This window comes from Streptomyces sp. NPDC051243, from assembly GCF_044455405.1.
Classification (GTDB): Bacteria; Actinomycetota; Actinomycetes; order Streptomycetales; family Streptomycetaceae; genus Streptomyces.
In genome coordinates this window covers 239,020-261,674 of sequence record NZ_JBITES010000003.1, presented here as the reverse complement: position 1 = coordinate 261,674, position 22,655 = coordinate 239,020, and the positions used below count along the sequence as shown (strand labels likewise).

Below are 22,655 nucleotides of genomic sequence, written 5' to 3'. Positions count from 1 at the left end.
CGGCGTGATTCAGCGCCGTACGTGCCCGTCCCCGGTGACGATGTACTTCGTGCTGGTGAGCTCCGGCAGCCCCATCGGGCCGCGGGCGTGCAGCTTCTGCGTGGAGATGCCGATCTCCGCGCCGAAGCCGAACTGGCCGCCGTCGGTGAAGCGCGTCGAGGCGTTCACCGCGACCGTCGTGGAGTCGACCAGCTGGGTGAAGCGGCGGGCGGCCTGCTGCGAGGTCGTGACGATGGCCTCGGTGTGGCCGGAGGTCCACAGGCGGATGTGCTCGACGGCCTTGTCCAGCGAGTCCACGACCGCGGCGGCGATGTCGTACGACAGGTACTCGGCCTCCCAGTCCTCCGCCGTGGCTTCGACAACGGTCGCCTTGGAGTCCTTGGCGTACGCCAGCACCCTCTCGTCCGCGTGCACGGTCACGCCGGCGTCCGCGAGGGCGTCCAGGGCGCGCGGCAGGAACTCGGGGGCGATGTCCTGGTGGACGAGGAGGGTCTCGGCGGCGTTGCAGACGCTGACGCGCTGGGCCTTGGAGTTGATCAGGATCTCGATGGCCATGTCGAGGTCGGCGTGGGCGTCGACGTAGACGTGGCAGTTGCCGGTGCCGGTCTCGATGACGGGGACGATCGACTCCGAGACGACCGTCTGGATCAGCGAGGCGCCACCGCGCGGGATCAGCACGTCGACCAGGCCGCGGGCGCGCATCAGCTCGCGCACGCTCTCCCGGCTCTCCCCGGGCACCAGCTGCACGGCGTCGGCGGGCAGCCCGGCCCCGCCCACCGCGTCCCGGATCACCCGGACGAGGGCGGTGTTCGACTCGTACGCCGAGGCCGAGCCGCGCAGCAGCACGGCGTTGCCGGACTTCAGACAGAGGGCGGCGGCGTCCACGGTGACGTTCGGGCGGGCCTCGTAGATGATCCCGACGACGCCCAGCGGGACGCGGACCTGGCGCAGGTCGATGCCGTTGGGGAGGGTGGAGCCGCGCACGACCTCGCCGACCGGGTCGGGCAGTGCGACGACGTCCCGTACGTCGGAGGCGATGGCCCGCACACGCTCCGGCGTCAGCGTCAGCCGGTCGATGATCGCCTCGCTGGTGCCGGCCTCCCGGGCCTTGGCGATGTCCCTGGCGTTGGCCTCGACGATTTCGCTCGTACGGACCTCCAGGGCGTCCGCGATGGCGAGCAGCGCGTCGTCCTTCTCGGCCCGCGGCAGCGGGGCGAGGTCGGCGGCGGCGGCCTTGGCGCGGTAGGCGGCCTGGGTGACCGGGGTCATGGAGTCGTACGGCGAGAGCGTGGTCATGAAAGAAGGGTAGTGCGCTCGCGAGGCCGGTCCATCGAGCATTCCGAACCGCGAGACAAGACGCCCAGGGCCGGTCAATAGGGGTGGACACCTACCGGAGTCGCCGGTGGCGGTCCGTAGCCCTCGGCGATGCGCTGGTGGTAGGTCTCCCGGTCGATGACCTCCAGGCCGACGATCTCCCAGGGCGGCAGTCCCGCGCTCTGCCGGTGCTCGCCCCACAGACGCAGGGCGACGGCGGCAGCGTCGTGCAGGTCGCGGGCCTCTTCCCAGTAGCGGATCTCGGCGTGGTCGTTGGCGTACCGGCTGGTCAGCAGAAAGGGGTGGTCGTGGGCGAGCTGTTCGAGTGCGCGCCGCACCTCCTTCAGCGGGGCCTCCCGGCCGGAGACGCTCAGGGTGACGTGCCACAGGCGGGGCAGGTCCTTGGGCTCCTCGTACCGGTCGCCGGCCGCGACGCTCGTCAAGGCGCGCTCCTCACCGGCCGCACGGGACGAGGCCCCTCCGGCACCGCGGGACGCCGTCCCAGGGCGCACTCGTCTCACGACGGCCTCCTTTACGCAGTGACCGAACCGTCTCGTGCGGAATGTGTCCCTGAGACAAAGTTGAGCAGGCCGGGGGCGTTCGCGGGGCGATTTTGCGGAACGTGGACCTCAACGTCCACCTCAGGGCGACTTCGATCGCAGGGCGTTCCCCCCGTTTTCGGCCCATGGTTCGCAGTCCGGATCCGGGTCCGGGGTCGGAGGACGGCCGAGCGGCCCGGCGGTCCCGGCGGACGTCACACAGCCCTCAGGGCTGCAGGATCACCAGATCGTCCCGATGGACGACCTCCCGCTCGTACTCCGCCCCCAGCTCCCGCGCCAGCTCCCGCGTCGACCGCCCGAGCAGCTGCGGGATCTCCTTGGCGTCGAAGTTGACGAGCCCGCGTGCGACCGCGTGCCCCGCGCTGTCGCGCAGCTCGACCGGGTCGCCCGCGCTGAACTCGCCCTCGACGGCGGCGATTCCGGCCGGCAGGAGCGACATACGGCGCTCGACGACCGCCCGTACCGCGCCGTCGTCCAGGGTCAGCGATCCCTGCGGTGTGGAGGCGTGCTGCAGCCACAGCAGCCGGTCGGCGGAGCGCCTGCCGGTGGCGTGGAAGTAGGTGCCGGTGTCGCCGCCGTGCAGCGCCTCGGCGGCGTGGATCGCGCTGGTGAGGACGACCGGGATGCCGGCGGCGGCCGCGATCCGGGCCGCCTCGACCTTGGTGACCATGCCGCCGGTGCCGACGCCCGCCTTGCCGGCGCTGCCGATCTCCACCTCCGCGAGGTCCTCGGGTCCCCGTACCTCCGCTATCCGCGAGGTGCCCGGCTTGCTGGGGTCGCCGTCGTACACGCCGTCCACGTCGGACAGCAGCACCAGCAGATCCGCCCGTACGAGATGGGCGACGAGGGCCGCGAGCCGGTCGTTGTCACCGAAGCGGATCTCGTCCGTGGCGACGGTGTCGTTCTCGTTGACGATCGGGAACGCGCCCATCGCGAGCAGCTTGTCGAGGGTGCGGGAGGCGTTGCGGTGGTGGGCGCGGCGGCTCATGTCGTCGCTGGTCAGCAGCACCTGGCCGACGCGGACGCCGTAGCGGGCGAAGGAGGCGGTGTAGCGGGCCACGAGCAGGCCCTGGCCGACGCTGGCGGCGGCCTGCTGGCGGGCCAGGTCCTTGGGGCGCCGGCGCAGGCCCAGTGGGGCGAGTCCGGCCGCGATGGCGCCGGAGGAGACGAGGACGACCTCCTTCTCGCCGCCGCTGCGGCTCTTGGCGAGCACGTCGACGAGCGCGTCCACGCGGTCGGCGTCCAGGCCGCCCGACGCGGTGGTCAGCGACGAGGAGCCCACCTTGACGACGACCCTGCGGGCTTCGCGCACACCCTGCCTTGCCCCTGCCACCTGTGCTTCTTCCCCTCGCGTGCATCCGGTTCCCTGATCGGCAATCTACGCGAAGCGGATCGTGTGGCGCGCGGCGATTCCAGCCTCCGGACAGACGGGCGGACAGGCGTGCGGAAAGGCGGCCGGCAGGCGAGCGGTAACTGTTTGCTCACGGGTCGCATACGGCAAAAAGGTTGCGTTGGTTGCCTATAGAAAACAACGACTGGGCAAACTTATTTTGAACGCTGTGTCACACAATGCCCACCATGGTCAGCGCGAGAAGCGCATCCTGCTCCGCTCGGGTAAGAGCCCCTACGACGTCGTTCCCGTTGAGGAGGCGCTGCACCGAGACGTCATCGCCACCAACGCCGGCAACCTGATCTTCAGCGACGCCACCCACAAGGTCCTCGAGACACCGCACACCGAGGTCGTCTCGAACGGCATCCGCACCGATGTCTCGGCGGCGGGCCGGATCAACGAGGAGTACGACGCGTTCGTCGTACCGCTCGCCAACGCGTTCCGGCCTTCGTTCGAGGCCCAGTTGAAGCGGCTGACGCGGCTGATCGGCAAGCTGAGGATCCCGGTGGTCGTGGTGGGGGTCGGCGCGCAGGCCGGGCTGGGCTACAACCCGGCGCGGCTGAAGCCCATCGAGCCCGCCGTGCGCGCGTTCGTCTCCGCCGTGCTCGACCGCAGCGCCTCGATCGGTGTCCGGGGCGAGTTCACCGAGAAGTACCTCAGGGATCTGGGCTTCCGGGACGTCGAGGTCATCGGCTGCCCCTCGCTCTTCATGTACGGCAAGGAGCTCACCGTCACCAAGCGGGAGCCCGCCCTCGGCGCCGGCTCCCGGATCGCGGTCAACGGCTCGCACAGCGCGGTGAAGTCGCAGGGCCTGGACCGGGTCATCGCCCGCGCCCACGCCCGCTACCCCAGCCTGCGCTTCATCGGCCAGAACATCAGCGACGCGCGGCAGTTGCACTGGCGGGACCTGTCGGACCCGAACGGCCTGGTGACGGCGATGCCGACGCACCCCGAGCACCCGATGTACCGCGAGGACAAGGTCCGCGTCTACATCGATCCGGTCACCTGGATCGACGACCTGCGCGGGTTCGACTTCTCCTTCGGCTCCCGCATCCACGGCAACATAGCCGCTCTGCTCGCGGGCACACCGGCGACGGTGCTGTGCGGTGACTCGCGCACGCTGGAGCTGTGCCGCTACTTCGACATCCCGCACCGCCGGATCGACCGGCTGCCCGAGGACCTGGACCCCACGTCGCTGTACGAGGAGGCCGACTTCGGCGCCCTGATGCGCGGCCACCAGGAGCGGTTCGAGCGGTTCACGGCGTTCCTGGAGCGCAACGGCCTGGACAACACGTTCACGCACGGCGACGGCGGCGCCGCCTTCGAGGAACGCATGCGGTCACTGTCCTTCCCGGCGGGCATCCGCCCCTGGAACGACGTCGACCTCGCCTCGCTCACCACCCGGTTCGGCTGGCTGCAGAGCCGTATCTCCGAACTCGCCACGGACAACGACCGGTTGAGACGGGAGCTGGCCCGCACCGGCAAGACGGGCACGGCCCTTGCGGCGCCGTCCGTCTACCGCCGGGCCCGCCGCGCGGTGGGCGGCCCGATCCGCCGGGCGCTGCAGTCGGGACGCTAGGCCCGGCCCAGGACTCTCATACTCCAGGCCACTCCAAACCCTCCGGACACTCGCGTGTCGTCCGGAGGTCGGCGGGCGTTAACCCGGACGCACGACGTCCCCGCCGACCTTGGAGTGACCGCAGTTGCCCACACCCTTGTCCCGCTTCCCGGTGAGAGCGCTCGTCACGGCTCTCCTGGCCGTCGCCTTCGGCGCCCAGGCCGTGGCGGCGCTGCGCCCGCACATCCCGCTGCTGCTCGCGGCGACCCTCGCCTCGCTGGCCGCCGAGGGCGTGCTGTACCGCTGGCAGCGCGGCATGCTGTCGCTGTTCGCCAAGTCGCACGCGGACATCACCGTGCGGCATGTGCTGCGGGACCTGCTGCTGGTCGTGGCCCTGCTGCGGCTCGGCGAGCAGCACCGGGAGACGGTGTACACGCCGCTGGTCGCGGGCCTGCTCGCCTTCTACGCGCTGCACTGCGCGATCCAGGCGGTCTCCGTCCTGGTCCGCCGCACCCGCACCCTCCCCGTGGTCACCCGCAACATCGACGCCTCCGCCCTGCGCCTGTCCCCCGCCCCGCCGATACTGCTGCGCCGCCCAGGCCACCGCCTGCCGGCCTTCGGCCTCCCGGCCACCGCGGGCCTGCTGACCACGGCGGCCACCGACGACCCCCGCTGCGCGGCCCTCGGCATCGCGTTCTCCCTGGGGCTCGCCCTGGTGGGCCTGTACGACCTTCTCGTACGGCTGCTGCCGAGCCGTCGCCCGGCGAGCGAGCGGGAGACGCTGGACTGGCTGGACGCCTGGCTGGCCGAGTACCGGCCGACGGTCGGGCTCTACTTCTCCGGCGGCGCGTCCTCCGCCTACCAGGCGAACATGTGGCTGGAGCCGCTCGCCCAGTTGGACGGGCGTCCGCTGATCGTGCTGCGCGAACGGTTCATGGTGCAGAAGATCGGCCCGACGGACGTGCCGATCCTGTGCCTGCCGAAGGTCTCCACGCTGATGCGCCTGGAGCAGTCCACGCTCGAGGTCCTCATCCACCCCGCCAACTCCGGCAAGACCTCCCAGGTCCTGCGCATCCCCACGCTCAAGCACACCTTCGTCAACCACGGGGAGAGCGACAAGCTGTCGTCCTGCAACCCGTACGCGAAGGCCTACGACCAGGTGTGGGTGGCCGGTCCGGCGGCTCGGGAGCGGTATGCGGCGGCCGAGGTCGGCGTCGAGGACAAGGACGTGGTGGAGATCGGCCGCCCGCAGCTGGACACCGTACGGCCGTACGCCGGCCCGCCGGCTGGTAGGTACACGACGGTCCTCTACGCGCCGACCTGGGAGGGCTGGGACGGCAACCCCGGCAACACCTCGGTGATCGAGGCCGGCGAGAACCTCGTACGGGCGCTGCTCGCGGACCCGGGCGTACGGCTGCTGTACAAGCCGCATCCGCTGACGGGGTCGGTGGATGCGCGGGCCGGGGCGGCCGATCTGCGCATCCGGGAGCTGATCCGGGCGGCGAACCGGGAGCGGACGGGCGAGCGGCCCGGCGGCGCCGGTGAACTCGCCCTGCGTACGAAGGAGTTGGAGCGGCTCACCACGACGACCGTGCGGGCGAGCGCCGACCAGGTCGAGCGGATGATGTTCCAGTCGGCGCCGGAGCCGGGGCGGGCGGAGGCGGTGGCGCGGGCCACGGCGGCCTGGCAAGAGGCGTACTGGGCCTCACTTCCGGAGGGGGAGCACCAGGTCGTCACCGACGTGCGGCCCGAGCTGTACGCCTGCTTCAACGAGGCCGACCTGCTGATCAGCGATGTGTCGAGCGTGATCAGCGACTTCCTGGCGAGCGGGAAGCCGTACGCCGTGGCGAACACCAGCGGCCTCGCGGAGGAGGTGTTCCGCAAGGCCTTCCCGACCGTGCGCGCGGCGACCGTGCTGACGCCGGACGCGGCCGGGGTGCCGGAGCTGCTGGACGTGGTGCGGCACCCCGAGAAGGACGAACTGGTTCAGGCCCGGGCCGAGTTGAAGCGGCACCTGCTGGGACCGGACGAGCCGTCGTCGCAGGTGCGCTTCGACGAGGCCGTACAGGCGCTGTGCGCGGCGGCCCGGGAGCACCGGGCGCGGATGGCGCGGCGGCTGGCCGCCGAGGACCTCGCGGAGATCCCGGACCAGCGCGGCCGCGTCACGCCGCAGCAGCCCTCCCGCCCGGTGTAGCCCCGCGCGAGGACCTCAGCATCCGCCGCGCCTTGCGCACCGCCCGCCGCAGGAACGAGTCCGCTCCGCCCCCCCGGTATCCGGGGAAGGCGCGGGCCTCGCGCGGTTCGGCGAGGTACACGGAGTCGGGTATCCCCGCGGCGGCGTCCCGGAAGTGCGGGTAGGCGAGGTAGAGCCGGCGGCCCTTCTTCTCCAGGAGGGCCGCCGCCTGCTTCTTGGCCTTGATGAACTCCACGACGGGCAACAGGAGTTCGGGACGCTGCTCGGCGACCAGGTGCAGGCGCAGCCGCTCGTGGACCTTGAGGCGGCGGGCGATGTCCGGGGTCCAGTAGGCGTCCATGAGGGGCTTGGCCAGTTCGAGCTTGTGCTGCCGGACCTTCTCGCTGTCCTTGGCGTACTTGGGCCCGAACTGCGGCAGCAGGGTGATGAGGAAGGGGCGCACCATGAGCAGGTCGCGGCGGTCACCCGCGGGCACGTGCTCGGCGATCAGGTTCATCAGGGCGCGCGCCGAGTCGAAGCGCAGGGTGTAACCGCCGCTCTTCGTCACGTGCTTGCCGTCGTCGCGGCCGACCAGGTAGTAGCAGGTGTAGTCGGCGATCACGGAGACGCCGTTCGCCCGCAGATAGGCCTCCATCGTGAACAGCGCGTCCTCGCCGGTCCACAGGGACTCGTCGAAGCGCATGTCGTGCCGGGTGAGCAGCTCGCGGCGGAACAGCTTCTGCGCGCTCAGCGTGAACTTGATGTTGGAGGAGAAGACGTCGGTCCGGTCCAGCGTCTTGCCCCACATCGACTTGGGCGCGGTGCGGTTGACGCCCTCGACGCGGCCGAGGACCACGTCGGTGCCGTTCTTGTCGGCCATCGCGACCATGCGCTCCAGGGCCTCGGGGCCCAGCCGGTCGTCGGCGTCCAGGAAGAAGACGTAACGCCCGGTCGCCTTGCCCAGACCGACGTTGCGGGGGCCGCTGGGGCCCCCGGAGTTCTCCTGCCGGATCACGGTCACCGGCATCGGCACGCGGGCCGCGAACTCCTCCAGGCACTCCCCCGTGCCGTCCGTCGAGCCGTCGTCCACGGCGATGACCTCGATGCGCTCCGGGTCGATGGTCTGTGCCTCGACGGATGCGAGGCACTCGACCAGATACGGCATCGCTTCGTACGCCCCGATGATCACAGTCACATCAGGCTGCGTGACGGTCACGTTTCCCCCTTGTCAACGGGATATTTCCCCCGTATCGCCTCATTCGCTACCTGGTAGACGGCTGGGCGATGGAAGCGGTTGCCTCACAGTCATGTTTTGGTGAGTCAGATCACAGGGGGTGGCTGACATGGAGTCACGCTATGCGGGCAACGTAAGAGGCCCGCAAGAAGCGGCCGTTGACGAGAAACGGCCCCCGAGGATCGCTCCTCGGGGGCCGCGCTGTCGGTTCGCGGGTCAGGCGGTCACATCGTCGTCGGCGGTCGCCATCCGCTGCTCGGGTACGGCCGCCAGCCGTGACTCCTGGCCGACGTTGCGCGTCTCGGCCTTGATCGCGAGGTTGGTCACCGCGGTGTTGAACTGCTCGATGGAGGTCGGCTCGTCCGGGCCCAGCAGGTACCGCTTGAGGTCCTTGCGGTCCTCGGCCAGCGGGTCGGCCGCCGGGTCGCGTACGGCGTCCAGCAGCTCGCCCAGCTCGGCCGCGCTGTTGGACAGGATCGTCGCGGCGCGCACCGCGGTGTTCGCCCGCTTGAACTCCTCGACGCCCACCTCGGCTGAGTCCGTGACGGCGTACGGCTTGCCGCTGGCGATGAAGTCGGAGACCACGCTGGAGATGTCGGAGACCATCGCGTCGGAGACGTTGAAGCAGTCGTACAGACGGGGCTCGGCGCCGGTGATGACGCGGTGCTCGTGGCTGCCGAAGGAACGCCAGTACGCGGTGTTCCACTCGGCGCGCAGCCGGGCGACCTCCTCGTGCCGGGCCACGTCGACGAGCCCGTCGCGGGTGGCCTCGGCCTCGTCGCCGCCCTTGCCGTTCCCGCTGCCCTTGCCCTTGCCGGACAGCTCGGCGAGGCGGGCCTCGATACGGGCCAGCTCGGCCTTGGCGGCGGCCTGCGCGGCGCTGTCGGGCTGGAAGCGGGAGTCGGTGGCCCGCTCGGCGGCGGCCTGCTCGACCAGGGCGGTGATCCGGCGGTGCGCGGCGCCGGCCTCCTTGCTGACGGTGCCGGTGAAGGGGTGCGGCTTGTACAGGACGCGGACCGGCGGATCGGCCTTGACCAGCTTCTTCACGATGTTCTCGCCGGCCAGCACGATCGAGGTGTTCCCGGGGTTGCCGTCCCAGCCCTCCCAGGTCGGCGCGTAGAGCACGGTCGGGATCCGGCCCTCGGGGACGCCGTTCCAGCTCTGGATCGGCGCCAGCTGCGGGCGGCCGACCTCGACGATGTCGTCGTCGCGGACGCCGACGTCGGCGATGGCGTACCGGTCGCGGCCCGCGCGCCCGGCGGTCCACACCTCGTCGTAGACCTTGCTGTACGGGTTGACGCTGGCCAGCTTGTCGCTGTCCCCGTGGCCGATGAAGACGTGCTTCATGGTGGGGACGCGCAGCAGGTGGATGTTCTTGCCGACGTTCGCGGCGTACAGGGCGACGCGCACGTTGGACAGGTCCATGTTCATCAGGTGCACGCCACCGGGCACGCAGATCACGGGGACCGTGGTGGGCGCCAGGTTGTTCAGGATGACGCGCTCGCGCAGGATGATCAGCGGCTTGGAGTCCAGCTGCTCCATGGTCTCCAGCCACATGTTGACCTGGTAGGCGGAGTCCTTGGAGCCGGAGAAGTACAGCACCGTCTCGGGCCGGTACTCGCCCAGCCAGTCGTCGACGGCGGCCAGCACGGTCTCGGCGTTCGGCGGGATCTTGCGGCCGCGGATGTACGGCACGAGGGCGAGTACGTACAGGCAGCCCAGGCCCACCGTGACGCCGATGCCGATGAAGCCGGCGACGGCCGACTCCAGGGCGGCCGAGACCAGGATGCCGACGACGGCCGCGAGGTCGAGGTGCAGCATCTTCTCGGCGGAGCGGTGCAGCAGCCGGCGCGGCGGGGCGTCCGGGATGCGGATGCGCGAGGCGAGGTCGACGTTGCGGGTGGCGACCGGCATACGGCGGCGGTTGCGGATCAGGGTGACCAGCGCGCCGTGCGGGGCCTGGAGGCCGTAGAAGGCGATGAAGCAGGCGATGGCGCCGTAGTAGATCAGGTCGTCCGCGAGGCCGAGCCGGGCAAGCAGCAGGATCAGCAGCAGCTGGCGGATCAGGAAGCGGATCGACAGACCGGCCCGGACCTTGCTCAGGCGGTTGACCAGATAGCTGCCCTTGCGGTGCAGATAGTGGTCCGCCAGGTACGTCACGGCGGCCGCGGCCGCGAAGGCGGGGACGCTCGGGACGAGCGCGGCCAGCATGAGCGCCGGGAAGCCCAGGATCATGAGGGCCGCCGCGGCCAGCTCGGCCGGGCTGCCCACCCGGGCGACGCGAATAGCGGTGGATATCACGGAGAACCTGCTCAGGGAGAGGGGCCGGTCTGAAGGGGGGTGAGGGGGGTGAAGGACTCAGGCCCCTGTGAATTCTTCGTGAACGAAGAATCGCAGAGGCCTGAATTCCATAAGGCTTATTGACTTCTGATTATGCCATGCCGTCCTGGCGGTCCAGGACACTGGCGAGCGCCTGCTCGAAGCCGGACGCCTTGCCGGCGGCCGCCGTCGGGTCCTGCTGGCGGACGTCGATCACATGGCCGGTCAGCTCGGAGAGCAGCACGTCGAGGGAGGTGCGGGCGACGGCCTCGGAGGAGAGCAGGGAGCCCGCCGGCTCCTGGCCGAAGGCCTTGGTGCGCATCGGGGTGGCGGTGCGCTCCGGATTGATGCAGTTCACGCGGATGCCGTCGCCGGCCCACTCGTCGGACAGGGCCTGGGTGAGGTTCACCATGGCGGCCTTGGTCGAGGAGTACAGGCTGTACTCGGCGCGACCGCGGGTGTAGCTGCTGGAGGTGTACAGCAGCAGCTGGCCGTTGGTCTCCGCCAGGTACTTGTACGAGGAGCGCGCGATCTGCACCGGGGCCAGGTAGTTGACCTTCAGCGCCTCCTCGATGGTGGCGTTGTCGGTCTCGGCGAGCTTGCCGATGCGCAGCACACCGGCGGTGTTCACGACGTAGTCGATGCGCCCGGTCTCGGCGTACGCCTTGGACAGCGCGTCGTCGACCTCCTCCGGGTTCTCCACGTGGGTGCCGGTGGTGGAGCGGCCCAGCGCGTACACCGTGGCGCCGTAGGACTCGGCGAGTTCGGCGATGTCCTTGCCGATGCCGTAACTGCCGCCGAAGACGACGATCGTCTTGCCGGTCAGGAGCTGACGGTAGGCCTCCTCGCTCACCTGCTCGGGAGCGGCGGTGGAGGCCAGCTGGAACAGCTTGTCGGCGATGAAGACGTCGACGGGCTGGGTGACCTTCATGTTGTACTCGTCACCCGCGACGACGTGGATCGGCACGTCCGGCAGGTACTTGAGCACGACGGAGCAGTCGTCCGTCGCCTGGAAGTTGGGGTCACCGGCGGCGACCTCGTAGGCCCGCTTGATCGTGGACAGCTTGAAGGCCTGCGGGGTCTGGCCGCGGCGCAGGCGGGAGCGGTCCGGGATCTCGGTGATGAACTCGCCGTCCTCGCCGTGCGTGCGGGTCACGATGATGGTGTCCGCGGACGGGATGGCGACGTCGACGGCCTGGTAGCGCTCCAGCGCCACGACACAGTCGTCGATCACGCGCTGCGACAGCAGGGGGCGTACGGCGTCGTGGAACAGGACGTTGAGGTCCTCGCCCTCGGCCAGGCCCTCGCCGAGGGCGGCGATGGCGCGCTCGGTCGTCTCGTTGCGGGTGCTGCCACCCTCGATGATCTTCTTGACCTTCGTGAACCCCGCCTTGGCGACGATCTTCTCGATGTCCGGCACGTAGCCGGGCGCCATCAGCACGATGACGTCGTCGATCGAGTCGGCCTTCTCGAAGGTGGTCAGGGTGTGCTCGATGACTGCCTTGCCGGCGATCTTCAGCAGCTGCTTGGGGATCGACAGACCCACGCGCTGACCGGTACCGCCGGCCAGGATCACTGCGGTGGTACGGGGCTTGGCTATGTGCTGGGACACAGGTGACCTACCTTGTGGCGACTGGGAACTTGGAAATGGTCCCACTTGGGGTTACCGCAGTGCAAGGTGAGCGTCCCCGGCCGCATATGTGCGCGCAACCTGTCATTCACCTTGTACGCATGCTCCTTGCCGAGAGTGTGCGCGGACGTTCACGGAATTGCTGTGAGTAACGGCACAGGCTCAGCGAAGCCGCAGTCGCTTGAGGCAGCGATGGCCGAGGACCCGCACCAGTTCCTTGGACGTCGTCTGGTGAACCGTGCGCGACTTGGCGGCCGCGGTGTGCCGCAGGGGAGCGGCGGCGGCCGCGGCGAGGGCGCCGTAGAGCGCCTGGGCTGCGGCTTCCGGGGTGATGCGCGGCACTCCTTCGGTGCGTGTCGCGGGCTTTTGCATTTCCGACAAAAGCCGCATGTCTCCGATGACTCGGACGCCCGTCCCGCCAATACGCTCCGCGATCTCCGCGCCGATCTCGGCGGCGGCCTCGACGGCCCATCGCGGGGTGCCGATCTTCACGTCGCCGGGACCGGGAGTGCACGTGTTCTTCATATGCATCACGGCGCCGTTCCGGACGAGCTGCGAATAGAGCTCCTCGGGCAGTTCATTGGCGCGGAATTCCTTATTAAGATTCCGCAGCATTTCGGTCTCGGCGAGGGTGAGCGAGCGATTCGCGGTGTCCGGAACCGGTCTCAGCAGCCCGATGGGCAGGCCGAGCAGCGCCTCGAAAGTCCGCATCAGGCCCCCTTTGTCCCGTTCGTCGACCACGACGACGGTCACCCGCTCCGGCCCGACCACCCGGGCCCAGCGCTCGACGAGCCGGTCATGCCGGTGCCGGTGCCAGAAGCTGGGGTTGGGCTTCTCGTACGGCGGCTTGCGGAGCATGTGCTCCAGCCACTCCTCGTAGCCCATGCGCAGACCGTTCTGCACGTACTGCTGCCACTGCGAGGGCATGATCCGCGCCAGCGGGCGCAGCGTGACCAGGACGTGTACGCGGTCGCCGCCGAGCTGCTCGACGATCCGCTCGATCGTCGCGGCGTCCGGGGCGTCGGCGAAGAACTCGCTGCTGATCACGGATGTACGGCGGCCTGTGGCGCGCACGCGCTCCAGAAGCCGCTCCCAGTGCCGCTCGGTGGGCTCGGTGTCGCCCATCATTCCGGTGCGCGCACAGGCGGCCAGGACCGCTTCCATGGGGTGCCGGGTGGTGGCCGGCCACTCGACGCCGTGCCGGGCCATCTCGTCCCTGGCCTCGAACAGCGCGCCCTGGATCGAGGTGGTGCCCGTTTTGTGCGGGCCGATGTGCAGCAGGCGGGTCCCGGCGGGCAGCGGGGTGATCACGCTGCCGTTCGCAGGGAGTTCATCTCTCGTACAGTCCGTCTCCATGGTCAGAGGACGGTAAGAGCACTCCCTGAGACTGTGCTGAGAGTGACCTGGGACACGGATGAGTCCCAGGCCCTCCACCAACGGTGACGGGAGTCACACCACCTCGACGCCCGGCCGCCCCGCCTCCACCCGCAGCCGCGCCAGCGTGCTCGGCGTGGCCGTCTGCTGACGCACCGTGTCCACGATCCTCACCTGCGCGTCGATGCCGTCACGGCGGATGTCGAAGAGGTGGTAGCCGCGGTGGGCGTCGAGCAGCTTCCAGTGCGGGTTGTCCGGCAGGCGCGGGTCCCACTCCTTGTGGAAGGCGGCCTGGTCCTGGTCGCCGTTGCTGGAGATGGACGTACCCACGAACTCGGCGCCGACGACGGCGGAGTTCGGGTCGGCGTAGTCCTCCTTGAGGTCGCTGATCATCGTGAGGTGACGGTCGCCGGTGAACACGACCGGGTTGCGGACGTGCTTCAACTCCTCCATGAGGGCGTTGCGTTCGACCTGGTAGCCGTCCCAGGCGTCGTAGTACCAGAGCTTGCCCTCGCCGACCTTGAGGTCGGTCTCGGCCATCATGATCTGCGAGCCGATCATGTTCCAGCGGGCCGGCGAGTGGCGCAGCCCGTCGATCAGCCACTGCTTCTGCTCGGCGCCGAGCATGGTCAGCGAGGGGTCCTGGGCGCCCTCCTGGCTGGTGGCCTGGTCGCTGCGGTACTGCCGGGTGTCCAGCACGCTGAGCCGGGCCAGGCGGCCGAACTCCAGACGGCGGTACATCTGGATGTGCGGGCCGTTCGGGATGGCGCTCGCGCGCACCGGCATGTGTTCGTAGAACGCCTGGTAGCCGGCGGTCAGCCGGGCCACGAAGGCGTCGTGCGGCTGCTTGTCCGGGTCCTGCGGGATCTCGCCGGCGAAGTCGTTGTCGACCTCGTGGTCGTCGAAGGTGACCACGAAGGGCGCGTTCGCGTGCATCGCGGCGAGGTCCGGGTCGGTGCGGTACTGGGCGTACCGGTTGCGGTACTGGACCAGGGTGTACGGCTCGTCGGTGCCCTCGTGCCTGCGCAGGGCGGTCGCCGACGGCCGGGACTCGTAGATGTAGTCGCCGACGAACAGGACGAAGTCGGGGTCCTGGGCCAGCATGTCGGCGTACGGCGTGAAGTAGCCGTGCTGCCAGTTCTGGCAGGAGGCCAGCGCCATGCGCAGCCGGCCGCCGGAGCTGTTCGGGTGGGGCGCGGTGCGGGTGCGGCCGGTGGGCGAGAGCTGGCCGCCGACGCGGAAGCGGTACCAGTACGTACGGCCCGGGCGCAGCCGCCGTACGTCCACGTGAACGCTGTGCCCCAACTCGGGCCGGGCCTGGGCGACACCGCGGCGCACCGGCTTGCGGAACCGCTCGTCCTCGGCGAGCTCCCACTCGACGGTCACCACGCTGTCGGGCATCCCGCCGCCGTTCAGCGGGTCGGGTGCGAGCCGGGTCCACAGCACGATGCCGTCGGGCAGCGGGTCGCCGGAGGCCACGCCGAGGCTGAACACGCCGTCGGGCAGCGGGGTTTCGGCGGCCCGGGCGGCCGTCGGCAGCCACAGCTGGGCGGAGGCCGCGGCCCCGAGCACGGCGGCTCCGGCGGTCAGGAAACGGCGTCGGTCGGGGGACACGGACCCGGTCTCCGGGGTCATCGGCGAACTCCCTTGCCTCGCTGGCCTCTTGGACACTTCGGATGCTCACGCCCGTGGGCGGTCCGGTTGCTGAACTGTGCGCTTCGCGTGCATGACAAACAGGGAGACAACAGAAGACCCGTTGCGGCACGGCAGGGTGCCCTTGCCACAACGGGTCCGGTGTTCGATCAGGGGTTGAACCCGTGGGGATCAGTAGTTGAACCCGGAGCCCAGCCTCGCGTTGGCCGCGACCGTGCCGAGCGTCCCCGCCCCGAAGGTGAACGAGCCGGTCGGTGTGATCCCGGCCGACGTGGAGGGGAACACCCACACCGACCCGGCGTTCGCGTTCTCACCCGGTGCGCCGACGACGAGTTCGGCGCGTCCGTCGCCGTTGCCGTCGACGAGACGGGTGGTGGCGCCGAAGACGTCGTTGCTCTCGGCCGCGCCCGGCACCCCGGCGGTGTTCTGGTTGACGCCCTTGGCACCGATGCCGGTCAGACCGTTCGCACCGCCGCGCAGGACGACGACACCGCCGGCGTTGCTCAGCCCGTCGAAGTCCTCGAACGGCACACCGGCGGCGACGTCGTCGTAGCCGTCGCCGTCGACGTCCGCGACGGACACGTCGGCGCCGAAGCGGTCGTACAGCTCGGCGGCGCCCGGGACCCCGGCGCTGTCCTGGTTGACGTACATCGCCTTGGTGCCGACGGGCCCGTCCGCGGAACCCGGCACGAACGCGACCCGGCCGCCCTCGGGGATCGGGGTCGACAGGTCGCTGTCGGCGCCGTCGTAGCGGCCGACCACGATGTCGTCGTAGCCGTCGCCGTTCACATCGCCCAGGTCCAGCGACTCGCCGCCCTGCACCCGCCAGCCCCTGCTGTCCTCGATCACGACCTTGTCGGCGAGCCCGTCCGGCGTGCCCCGCCAGTACGTGATGCGGCGGGCGTCGCCCTCGTCACCGTCGTGCATGGTGCCCACGACATCGTCGATGCCGTCGCCGTTCACGTCACCGGTGGCCAGGTCCAGGAAGCGGGGGTCGGAGTCGTCGAAGACGATCTGCTCCCCGCCGCTCGACGAACCGTCACGGCCGAAGGGCCCCTTGACGACCCGCAGCCTGACGAGGCCCTGGACGACGACCAGGTCGGTGGCTCCGTCCCCGTTCACATCCCCGACGGTGAGCTCTCCCCGAGCGCTGAGCCCGTCGTACGTCTCGCGCCCGTACGCCAGCGGCGCCCCGCCCGACAGCCCGTTCGCCCCGCCCCAGACGACCTGCACGAGCCCGGTCAGGGCGCCCCCTTCCACCGAGTCCTCGCCGGTGACGCCGACGATCAGGTCCGCGTACCCGTCCCGGTCGAGGTCGGCGCTGCTCACCGCGCTGCCGAACAGGTCTTCGCTCTCGGCCGAGTCGGTGACACCGGCCGTGTTCTGGCTGATGACCTGCCTGGCAGAGGTCTTGAGCCCGCTCGCCGACCCGTACACGACGGCGACGTACCCGGCCCGTGTCTTGCCGTCGACGGTCGCGTCGGGCGCCGCCACGGCGAGGTCGGCGTAGCCGTCCCCGTTGAAGTCGTCCTTCAGCTCCGCGGTGGCCGGCCGGGCGTCGGCCACGGCGTGTGCCGCGGGAAGGGAGGCCCCCGTGACGGCCAGGACGACGGCGAGACTGACGCGCCAGGCCTTCCGGTGTCGGTTCATGTCACTGTCCTGTTCTGCTGGTTACGAGGAGGGGGCGCCGTCAGTCGGCCAGCGAGGCTCCGAAGGAGGCCCCGAGCGAGGTCAGGCCCATCGTGGAAGGGCCGAAGGAGAAGGAACCGGCGGCGGTGACACCGCTGGAGGTGGCCGGGAAGACCCACGCGGCCCCATGTCCGAAGTTCTCGGCCGGGTCGCCCACCACGAGGCCGTCCCTCTTGTCGGAGTCGGCGTCGACGAGGGCGGTCTCGGCACCGAACTTGTCGCCGTTCTCGGCCGTGCCGGGCACACCGCTGGTGTTCTGGGTGAACGCCTTGATGCCGGTGGTGGTCAGGCCGCCCGCGCTGCCGCGCAGCACGAGGACGCCGCCCGCGTCGGCGACGCTGCCGAGATCCTCGCCGGGCAGGCCGGTCACCACGTCGAGGTAGCCGTCGCCGTTGGTGTCGCCGATGGACAGGCCCGTCCCCATGCCGTCGCCGCGCTCGCCCGAGCCCGGCACACCAGCCGTGTCCTGGTTGATCCACAGCGGCGCCCGGGTGGTCGAGACGCCGCTCGGACCGCCGTACACGACGGCCAGCGCACCGCCCTTCGTGGGCAGTCCGGCGTCGCTGTCGTAGTCGTCCTTGGAGTGGCCGACGACGATCTCGCCGTACCCGTCCTTGTTCAGGTCGCCGATCGCGACGTCCTCGCCGCCGATGATCCGCCCCTGGGCGTCCTTGAGGTTGCCCTGGTAGGTGAGACCGTCGGGGCCGCCCGTGAGCAGGGAGACGGCACGCGAGTCCGGTTCGTCCTGGGAGGAGGTGCGCACGGCGAGGTCGGCGATGCCGTCGCCGTTCACGTCACCGGCCGCCACCGAGTGATGGTTCGAGCGCTCATCGGCGCCGATGGCGAAGAGGTCCTTCTTCGCGGGCTGTCCGGCGCGGGTGAACGGGCCGTGCCACACCTCGCCGGGTGCTTCGTTCTCCGGTACGTCGTCGCTCACCATCACGATGTCGGGTCGCTTGTCGCCGTCCACGTCCGCGACGGTGAACCGGCCGGCCCACTCGTAGCCGATGCTCCATGTCAGCTGCGTCGGCGTGGCCGACAGCCCCTTCGGACCACCCCAGTTGACGAGGAGGGCGACGCCGTAGTCCACGTACGGCTTCTCCGACTCGGCGGTCGTCACCAGGTCGGCGTATCCGTCCCCGTCCAGGTCCGCGCTCGCCAGCTCCGCCCCGTAATAGGCCTCGTTCGTACGGTCCGGCCAGGTCAGCACCTGCTTGCGCGAGGTCGACAACCCGCTGGAGGAGCCGTACAGCACGCTGATCGCGCCGCGCAGCTGCTTGCCGCCCACCGTGGCGGCGGGGGCACCGATCGCCACATCGGGATACCCGTCCCCGTTGAAGTCGTCGTGCAGCCGCTTGGCGCTCGGCGTGGTTGCCGCGGTCTCGGTGGCGGCGTTGACGGCGGGCACCGCCAGCGCGCCGGCGACGACCGCGACGCCGGTGGCGAGAGCGAGGCGTCCGCGGCGGGTGAGCGGAGTACGGCGGTGGGAACGCGAAGCCATGTGATTCCTGACGCAGGGAAGACGTGTGGGCGGAAGACGTGTGGGCGGGTGTGAAGGGATGCGGGTCAGCGCGGGAACCGGTGGCCGAGCCAGGCCCCGGTGGCGACCGTCCCGAGGGTGCGGGCGCCGACGGCGAAGGAGTTCTTGGCCGTGACCCCCGTCGAGCCGGACGGGAACACCCACACACCACCGGCGTACGAGTCCTCCCCGACCGCGGCGACGACGGGCTCGGCCCGCCCGTCGCCGTTGCCGTCGACGAGATGCACGCGCTCGCCGAAGCCGTCGCCCTTCTCGGCGGTGCCGGGAACGTCCGCGCTGTTCTGACTGAAGAGTCTGCCGCCGGCCCCGGTGGGACCGTCCGGTCCGCCGGGTACGACGACGAAGGTCCCGGCCTCCCTCAGCGTGCCCAGGTCCTCGTACGGGTCGCCGGCCAGGACGTCGCCGTAACCGTCGCCGTTGACGTCGGCGACCGCCAGGTCGTACCCGAGCACGTCCCCGGCCTCGTCGGTGCCGGGCATGCCGGGGGTGTCCTGGGTGATGGTGTGGGCGCCGACGGCATTGGCCGGGCCGTTCGCCGTGCCGTAGATGAACCGGAGGCCTCCGTAGCCCATGACGATGTCCCCGCGGCGGTCGCCGTTGACGTCGCCGATGGTCAGGGTCCAACCGGGTCTGATCTCCTCGCCCTGCGCGTCCTTGAGGACGACGAGCGGCCGTATGCCCTCGCGGCTGCCGCGCAGGAAGTTCAGGTGCTCGCCCCGGTTGCCCTCGTCGTCGGCGTCATACGACCGAGCCAGGGTGACGAGGTCGGTGATGCCGTCGCCGTCCACGTCACCGGCCACGACCTTGACCAGTTCGATGTCGCCGTCGTAGAGCCGCACCCCGGTCGTACCGGCGGGCACACCGTCGCGCCCGAACGGCCCGTACTCCATGCGGCCGCTGTAGAGCAGGTCCTCGTGTCCGTCCCCGTTGAAGTCGCCGGTGACGGTTGAGGAGCCGCTCTGGTACGGGCTGTCGCCGATCGCGGGCCGCACCTTCCCCGAGGTGAAGCCGCCCGGGCCGCCCCACAGCACGGTCCGGCTGCCCTTGCGGGCGATGCCGCCCTGCTCCCACTGCTCGCCGTCGGCCGACACCTGCAGGTCGCTGTACCCGTCGCCGTCCAGGTCGGCGGCGACGAGATCCGAGCCGAAGCGGTCCCCGGCCTCGACGGTGCCCGCAATCCCGGCGGAGGCCTGCGTGTACACCTTCCTGACCGTGGTGCGCAGCCCGCTCGCGGACCCGTACAGCACGGCGACGTAGCCGGCCCGCGTCTTGCCGTTCACGGTGGCGTTGGGAGCGGTGACGGCGAGATCGCCGTACCCGTCGCCGTTGAAGTCCTGCCGCACGGTGGCGGTCGCCGCCCGGGCATCCCCGACCGGCAGCACACCGACGCTCGCGGCCGCCAGGGCGACAGCCATGGCAACGGTACGCCGCGTTCTGTACGAAACAGCCTCGACCACGTCGACTCCGGGAATTCGCTGGGCAGTTGACGGTGGTGAGGTCCTGAGAATTCAAGATCCTCATCCACGCCGCCCAGTACGACTCACGGAGGGACGAAGGGGTTGCCCCCAGATGCGCCGGGAATTTTCCCGGCGTTAACCGATCCGGCCAGTCCGGCCAGTCCGGCGATCGCGACCGGGGCCGGGGCCGTTCACGGCAAAGCGAAGGGCCGGGGGCTGCAGCCCCCGGCCCACGGTCACGACAGCGCTACGCGCCCGCCCGGACCTAGAACGGCTCGAAGTCGTCGAACTCCTGCGCCGCTTCATCACGCTCGGCCTGCTTGTCACGCCGACGCTGCGCCGAGGGTCGAGGCGCCTCGAAGCGGTGGTCCTCGCCACGCCGCCCGAGCATCTCCGCGCCGGCCATCAGCGTGGGCTCCCAGTCGAAGACGACGGCGTTGTCCTCGGGCCCGATGGCGACGCCGTCGCCGGAGCGGGCCCCCGCCTTCATCAACTCCTCTTCCACACCGAGGCGGTTGAGCCGGTCGGCGAGGTAGCCGACGGCCTCGTCGTTGTTGAAGTCGGTCTGCCGCACCCAGCGTTCGGGCTTCTCGCCACGCACCCGGAACAGCGGCTCGCCCGCGACCTCCTCGCGGGTCACGGTGAAGCCCGCGTCGTCGACGGCCTTCGGCCGGATCACGATCCGCGTCGCTTCTTCCTTCGGCTTGGCGGCACGCGCCCTGCCCACCAGGTCCACCAGCGCGAACGACAGTTCCTTCAGCCCGGTGTGGGCAACGGCGGACACCTCGTAGACCCGGTATCCACGGGCCTCCAGATCCGGCCGCACCATCTCGGCGAGGTCCTTGCCGTCGGGTACGTCGATCTTGTTCAGGACCACGATCCGGGGCCGGTTGTCGAGACCGCCGTACTCGCGCAGCTCCGCCTCGATGACGTCCAGGTCGGAGACGGGGTCCCGGTCGGACTCCAGCGTCGCCGTGTCCAGGACGTGCACGAGCACACTGCACCGCTCGACGTGCCGCAGGAACTCCAGGCCCAGGCCCTTGCCCTGGCTGGCGCCCGGGATGAGCCCCGGGACGTCGGCGATGGTGTAGACGGTCGAACCGGCGGTCACCACGCCGAGGTTGGGCACGAGGGTCGTGAACGGGTAGTCCGCGATCTTCGGCTTGGCCGCGCTCAGCACGGAGATCAGCGAGGACTTGCCGGCGCTCGGGTAGCCGACCAGTGCCACGTCGGCGACGGTCTTCAGCTCCAGGACGATGTCCTGCAGGTCCCCCGGCTCACCGAGCAGCGCGAACCCCGGCGCCTTGCGCCGCGCCGACGCCAGCGCCGCGTTGCCGAGCCCGCCCCGGCCGCCCTGCGCGGCGACGTACGACGTGCCGTGCCCGACCAGGTCGGCGAGGACGTTGCCGGCCTTGTCGAGGACGACGGTGCCGTCCGGCACGGAAAGGACCAGGTCCTGCCCGTCCTTGCCCGACCGGTTGCCGCCCTCGCCGGGCTTGCCGTTGGTGGCCTTGCGGTGCGGGGAGTGGTGGTACTCGAGCAGCGTGGTGATCGACTGGTCGACGGTGAGGATCACGTCCCCGCCGCGCCCGCCGTTGCCGCCGTCGGGCCCGCCGAGCGGCTTGAACTTCTCACGGTGGACGGAGGCACAGCCGTGGCCTCCGTTACCCGCGGCGACGTGCAGCTCGACGCGGTCCACGAAGGTGGTCATGGTTCAGTGCCTCCAGTTACCTACGGAAATGTCTTAGACGTAACACGCGAAAGGCGGACCCGCCTTCCCACAGGGGAAGTGAGGTCCGCCTCGCGAAACGCTCTACGGCGCCTGAGCCCGGAACCGGGCTGCCCTGAGGGGGCTGTGTCAGGCGACCGGAACGATGTTCACGACCTTGCGGCCACGGCTGGTGCCGAACTCCACCGCACCGGCCTGCAGCGCGAACAGCGTGTCGTCGCCGCCACGGCCGACGCCGGCGCCCGGGTGGAAGTGGGTGCCGCGCTGACGGACCAGGATCTCGCCCGCGTTGACGACCTGACCGCCGAAGCGCTTCACGCCGAGGCGCTGAGCGTTGGAGTCACGACCGTTACGGGTGGACGATGCGCCCTTCTTGTGTGCCATCTCTCCTCAGTCCCTTACTTCGCAGCCGCGGGGATCTCAGTGACCTTGATCGCCGTGTACTGCTGGCGGTGGCCCTGACGACGGCGGTAGCCGGTCTTGTTCTTGTAGCGCAGAATGTCGATCTTCTGGCCCTTGTGGTGGTCCACGACCTCGGCCTGGACCTTGATGCCGGCCAGCACCCACGGGTCACTGGTCACAGCGTCGCCGTCGACAACGAGCAGGGTCGAGAGCTCGACCGTGTCGCCAACCTTGGCAGTGGAAATCTTGTCAACCTCAACGATGTCGCCGACAGCAACCTTGTGCTGGCGACCACCGCTGCGCACGATGGCGTACACGCGGATCTCACTCTCTCGCTCGGAAACGGCACCCCCGCAGTCCAGCCACCACGCACGCGGGCGGCCTCTCCGGAACACCCTGTGCTCCGGAGGAAGAGGTTTACGGGGATGTGGCGCGTCCTATATCTGTGGACACGCCGAGGGTCAAGGTTACGGGGCCCTGGCCGAGAGGGTCAAACCGGGCCGGGCCCCACGGGTGTGCGGCCGGTCACGTGGACCGGCCGCACCCCACACAGCCCCCGGATCGCCGCGCACCTCACAGCGGTGGCGGCCGGCGACCGGGGCTTGTTACCCGGCAACCAGGCCCCGCCCCGAA

The 22,655-nt window shown here is 70.3% G+C and carries 16 protein-coding genes; 2 read left to right on the top strand and 14 right to left on the bottom strand.

Features of this window, described 5'->3' with window-relative positions; all coding sequences use genetic code 11:
• Positions 1-9: 9 nt before the first annotated feature.
• From ACIBAG_RS08450 to proB, 3 genes are all read right to left on the bottom strand, one after another.
• A complete protein-coding gene (locus ACIBAG_RS08450; protein ID WP_399102417.1) occupies positions 10-1,296 on the bottom strand; it encodes a glutamate-5-semialdehyde dehydrogenase in 1,287 nt (428 codons plus the stop codon).
• A 74-nt stretch (positions 1,297-1,370) separates the two neighbouring features.
• Complete coding sequence (locus ACIBAG_RS08445) at positions 1,371-1,835, bottom strand: hypothetical protein (RefSeq protein ID WP_399102415.1); 465 nt, start codon at positions 1,833-1,835, stop codon at positions 1,371-1,373.
• A gap of 244 nt (positions 1,836-2,079) precedes the next feature.
• Positions 2,080-3,186 carry a glutamate 5-kinase gene (gene proB, locus ACIBAG_RS08440; RefSeq protein WP_399103278.1) on the bottom strand — a complete coding sequence of 369 codons (1,107 nt, stop codon included), beginning with the start codon at positions 3,184-3,186 and terminating at the stop codon, positions 2,080-2,082.
• Positions 3,187-3,433: 247 nt separating this feature from the next.
• On the opposite strand from proB, the gene ACIBAG_RS08435 reads away from it, so the two are divergent.
• Together ACIBAG_RS08435 and ACIBAG_RS08430 are read left to right on the top strand one after the other, a co-directional pair.
• Entirely contained in the window at positions 3,434-4,843 is a 1,410-nt protein-coding gene (locus ACIBAG_RS08435) for a polysaccharide pyruvyl transferase family protein (protein ID WP_399102413.1), read from the top strand.
• Positions 4,844-4,967: 124 nt separating this feature from the next.
• On the top strand, positions 4,968-7,016 hold the full coding sequence (locus ACIBAG_RS08430; protein ID WP_399102411.1) for a hypothetical protein: 2,049 nt from the start codon (positions 4,968-4,970) through the stop codon (positions 7,014-7,016).
• On the opposite strand, the gene ACIBAG_RS08425 is transcribed toward ACIBAG_RS08430, so the two are convergent.
• The 11 genes from ACIBAG_RS08425 to rplU form a co-directional block, all read right to left on the bottom strand.
• Positions 6,985-8,211, bottom strand: a complete 1,227-nt coding sequence (locus ACIBAG_RS08425; RefSeq protein WP_399102409.1) for a glycosyltransferase family 2 protein — start codon at positions 8,209-8,211, stop codon at positions 6,985-6,987. The two genes, ACIBAG_RS08430 and ACIBAG_RS08425, sit on opposite strands and share 32 nt — an antisense overlap.
• Before the next feature lie 234 nt (positions 8,212-8,445).
• The gene (locus ACIBAG_RS08420; RefSeq protein WP_399102407.1) at positions 8,446-10,530 is read right to left on the bottom strand and encodes a hypothetical protein; all 2,085 of its coding nucleotides are present in this window, start codon (positions 10,528-10,530) and stop codon (positions 8,446-8,448) included.
• Between the two features lie 130 nt (positions 10,531-10,660).
• A complete protein-coding gene (locus ACIBAG_RS08415; RefSeq protein ID WP_399102405.1) occupies positions 10,661-12,160 on the bottom strand; it encodes a D-ribitol-5-phosphate cytidylyltransferase in 1,500 nt (499 codons plus the stop codon).
• Between the two features lie 180 nt (positions 12,161-12,340).
• Entirely contained in the window at positions 12,341-13,534 is a 1,194-nt protein-coding gene (locus ACIBAG_RS08410; RefSeq protein ID WP_399102403.1) for a hypothetical protein, read from the bottom strand.
• Positions 13,535-13,627: 93 nt separating this feature from the next.
• Positions 13,628-15,187, bottom strand: a complete 1,560-nt coding sequence (locus ACIBAG_RS08405; protein ID WP_399102402.1) for an alkaline phosphatase D family protein — start codon at positions 15,185-15,187, stop codon at positions 13,628-13,630.
• Between the two features lie 189 nt (positions 15,188-15,376).
• Positions 15,377-16,855 carry a VCBS repeat-containing protein gene (locus ACIBAG_RS08400; RefSeq protein WP_399102400.1) on the bottom strand — a complete coding sequence of 493 codons (1,479 nt, stop codon included), beginning with the start codon at positions 16,853-16,855 and terminating at the stop codon, positions 15,377-15,379.
• A gap of 40 nt (positions 16,856-16,895) precedes the next feature.
• Complete coding sequence (locus ACIBAG_RS08395; RefSeq protein ID WP_399102398.1) at positions 16,896-18,395, bottom strand: FG-GAP-like repeat-containing protein; 1,500 nt, start codon at positions 18,393-18,395, stop codon at positions 16,896-16,898.
• Between the two features lie 65 nt (positions 18,396-18,460).
• On the bottom strand, positions 18,461-19,849 hold the full coding sequence (locus ACIBAG_RS08390; protein WP_399102396.1) for an integrin alpha: 1,389 nt from the start codon (positions 19,847-19,849) through the stop codon (positions 18,461-18,463).
• Between the two features lie 307 nt (positions 19,850-20,156).
• On the bottom strand, positions 20,157-21,602 hold the full coding sequence (gene obgE, locus ACIBAG_RS08385) for a GTPase ObgE (protein WP_399102394.1): 1,446 nt from the start codon (positions 21,600-21,602) through the stop codon (positions 20,157-20,159).
• Between the two features lie 147 nt (positions 21,603-21,749).
• A complete protein-coding gene (gene rpmA / locus ACIBAG_RS08380; RefSeq protein ID WP_030051735.1) occupies positions 21,750-22,004 on the bottom strand; it encodes a 50S ribosomal protein L27 in 255 nt (84 codons plus the stop codon).
• Between the two features lie 14 nt (positions 22,005-22,018).
• On the bottom strand, positions 22,019-22,339 hold the full coding sequence (gene rplU, locus ACIBAG_RS08375; RefSeq protein WP_004931419.1) for a 50S ribosomal protein L21: 321 nt from the start codon (positions 22,337-22,339) through the stop codon (positions 22,019-22,021).
• Between the last annotated feature and the right edge of the window lie 316 nt (positions 22,340-22,655).

What these genes read in the sequence shown, in the direction of transcription:
- ACIBAG_RS08395 (WP_399102398.1), bottom strand. Translation starts at nt 18,395, where the DNA reads ATGGCTTCGCGTTCCCACCGCCGTACTCCGCTCACCCGCCGCGGACGC.
- ACIBAG_RS08400 (WP_399102400.1), bottom strand. Translation starts at nt 16,855, where the DNA reads ATGAACCGACACCGGAAGGCCTGGCGCGTCAGTCTCGCCGTCGTCCTG.
- rpmA (WP_030051735.1), bottom strand. Translation starts at nt 22,004, where the DNA reads ATGGCACACAAGAAGGGCGCATCGTCCACCCGTAACGGTCGTGACTCC.
- ACIBAG_RS08390 (WP_399102396.1), bottom strand. Translation starts at nt 19,849, where the DNA reads ATGGCTGTCGCCCTGGCGGCCGCGAGCGTCGGTGTGCTGCCGGTCGGG.
- obgE (WP_399102394.1), bottom strand. Translation starts at nt 21,602, where the DNA reads ATGACCACCTTCGTGGACCGCGTCGAGCTGCACGTCGCCGCGGGTAAC.
- ACIBAG_RS08405 (WP_399102402.1), bottom strand. Translation starts at nt 15,187, where the DNA reads ATGACCCCGGAGACCGGGTCCGTGTCCCCCGACCGACGCCGTTTCCTG.
- ACIBAG_RS08450 (WP_399102417.1), bottom strand. Translation starts at nt 1,296, where the DNA reads ATGACCACGCTCTCGCCGTACGACTCCATGACCCCGGTCACCCAGGCC.
- ACIBAG_RS08410 (WP_399102403.1), bottom strand. Translation starts at nt 13,534, where the DNA reads ATGGAGACGGACTGTACGAGAGATGAACTCCCTGCGAACGGCAGCGTG.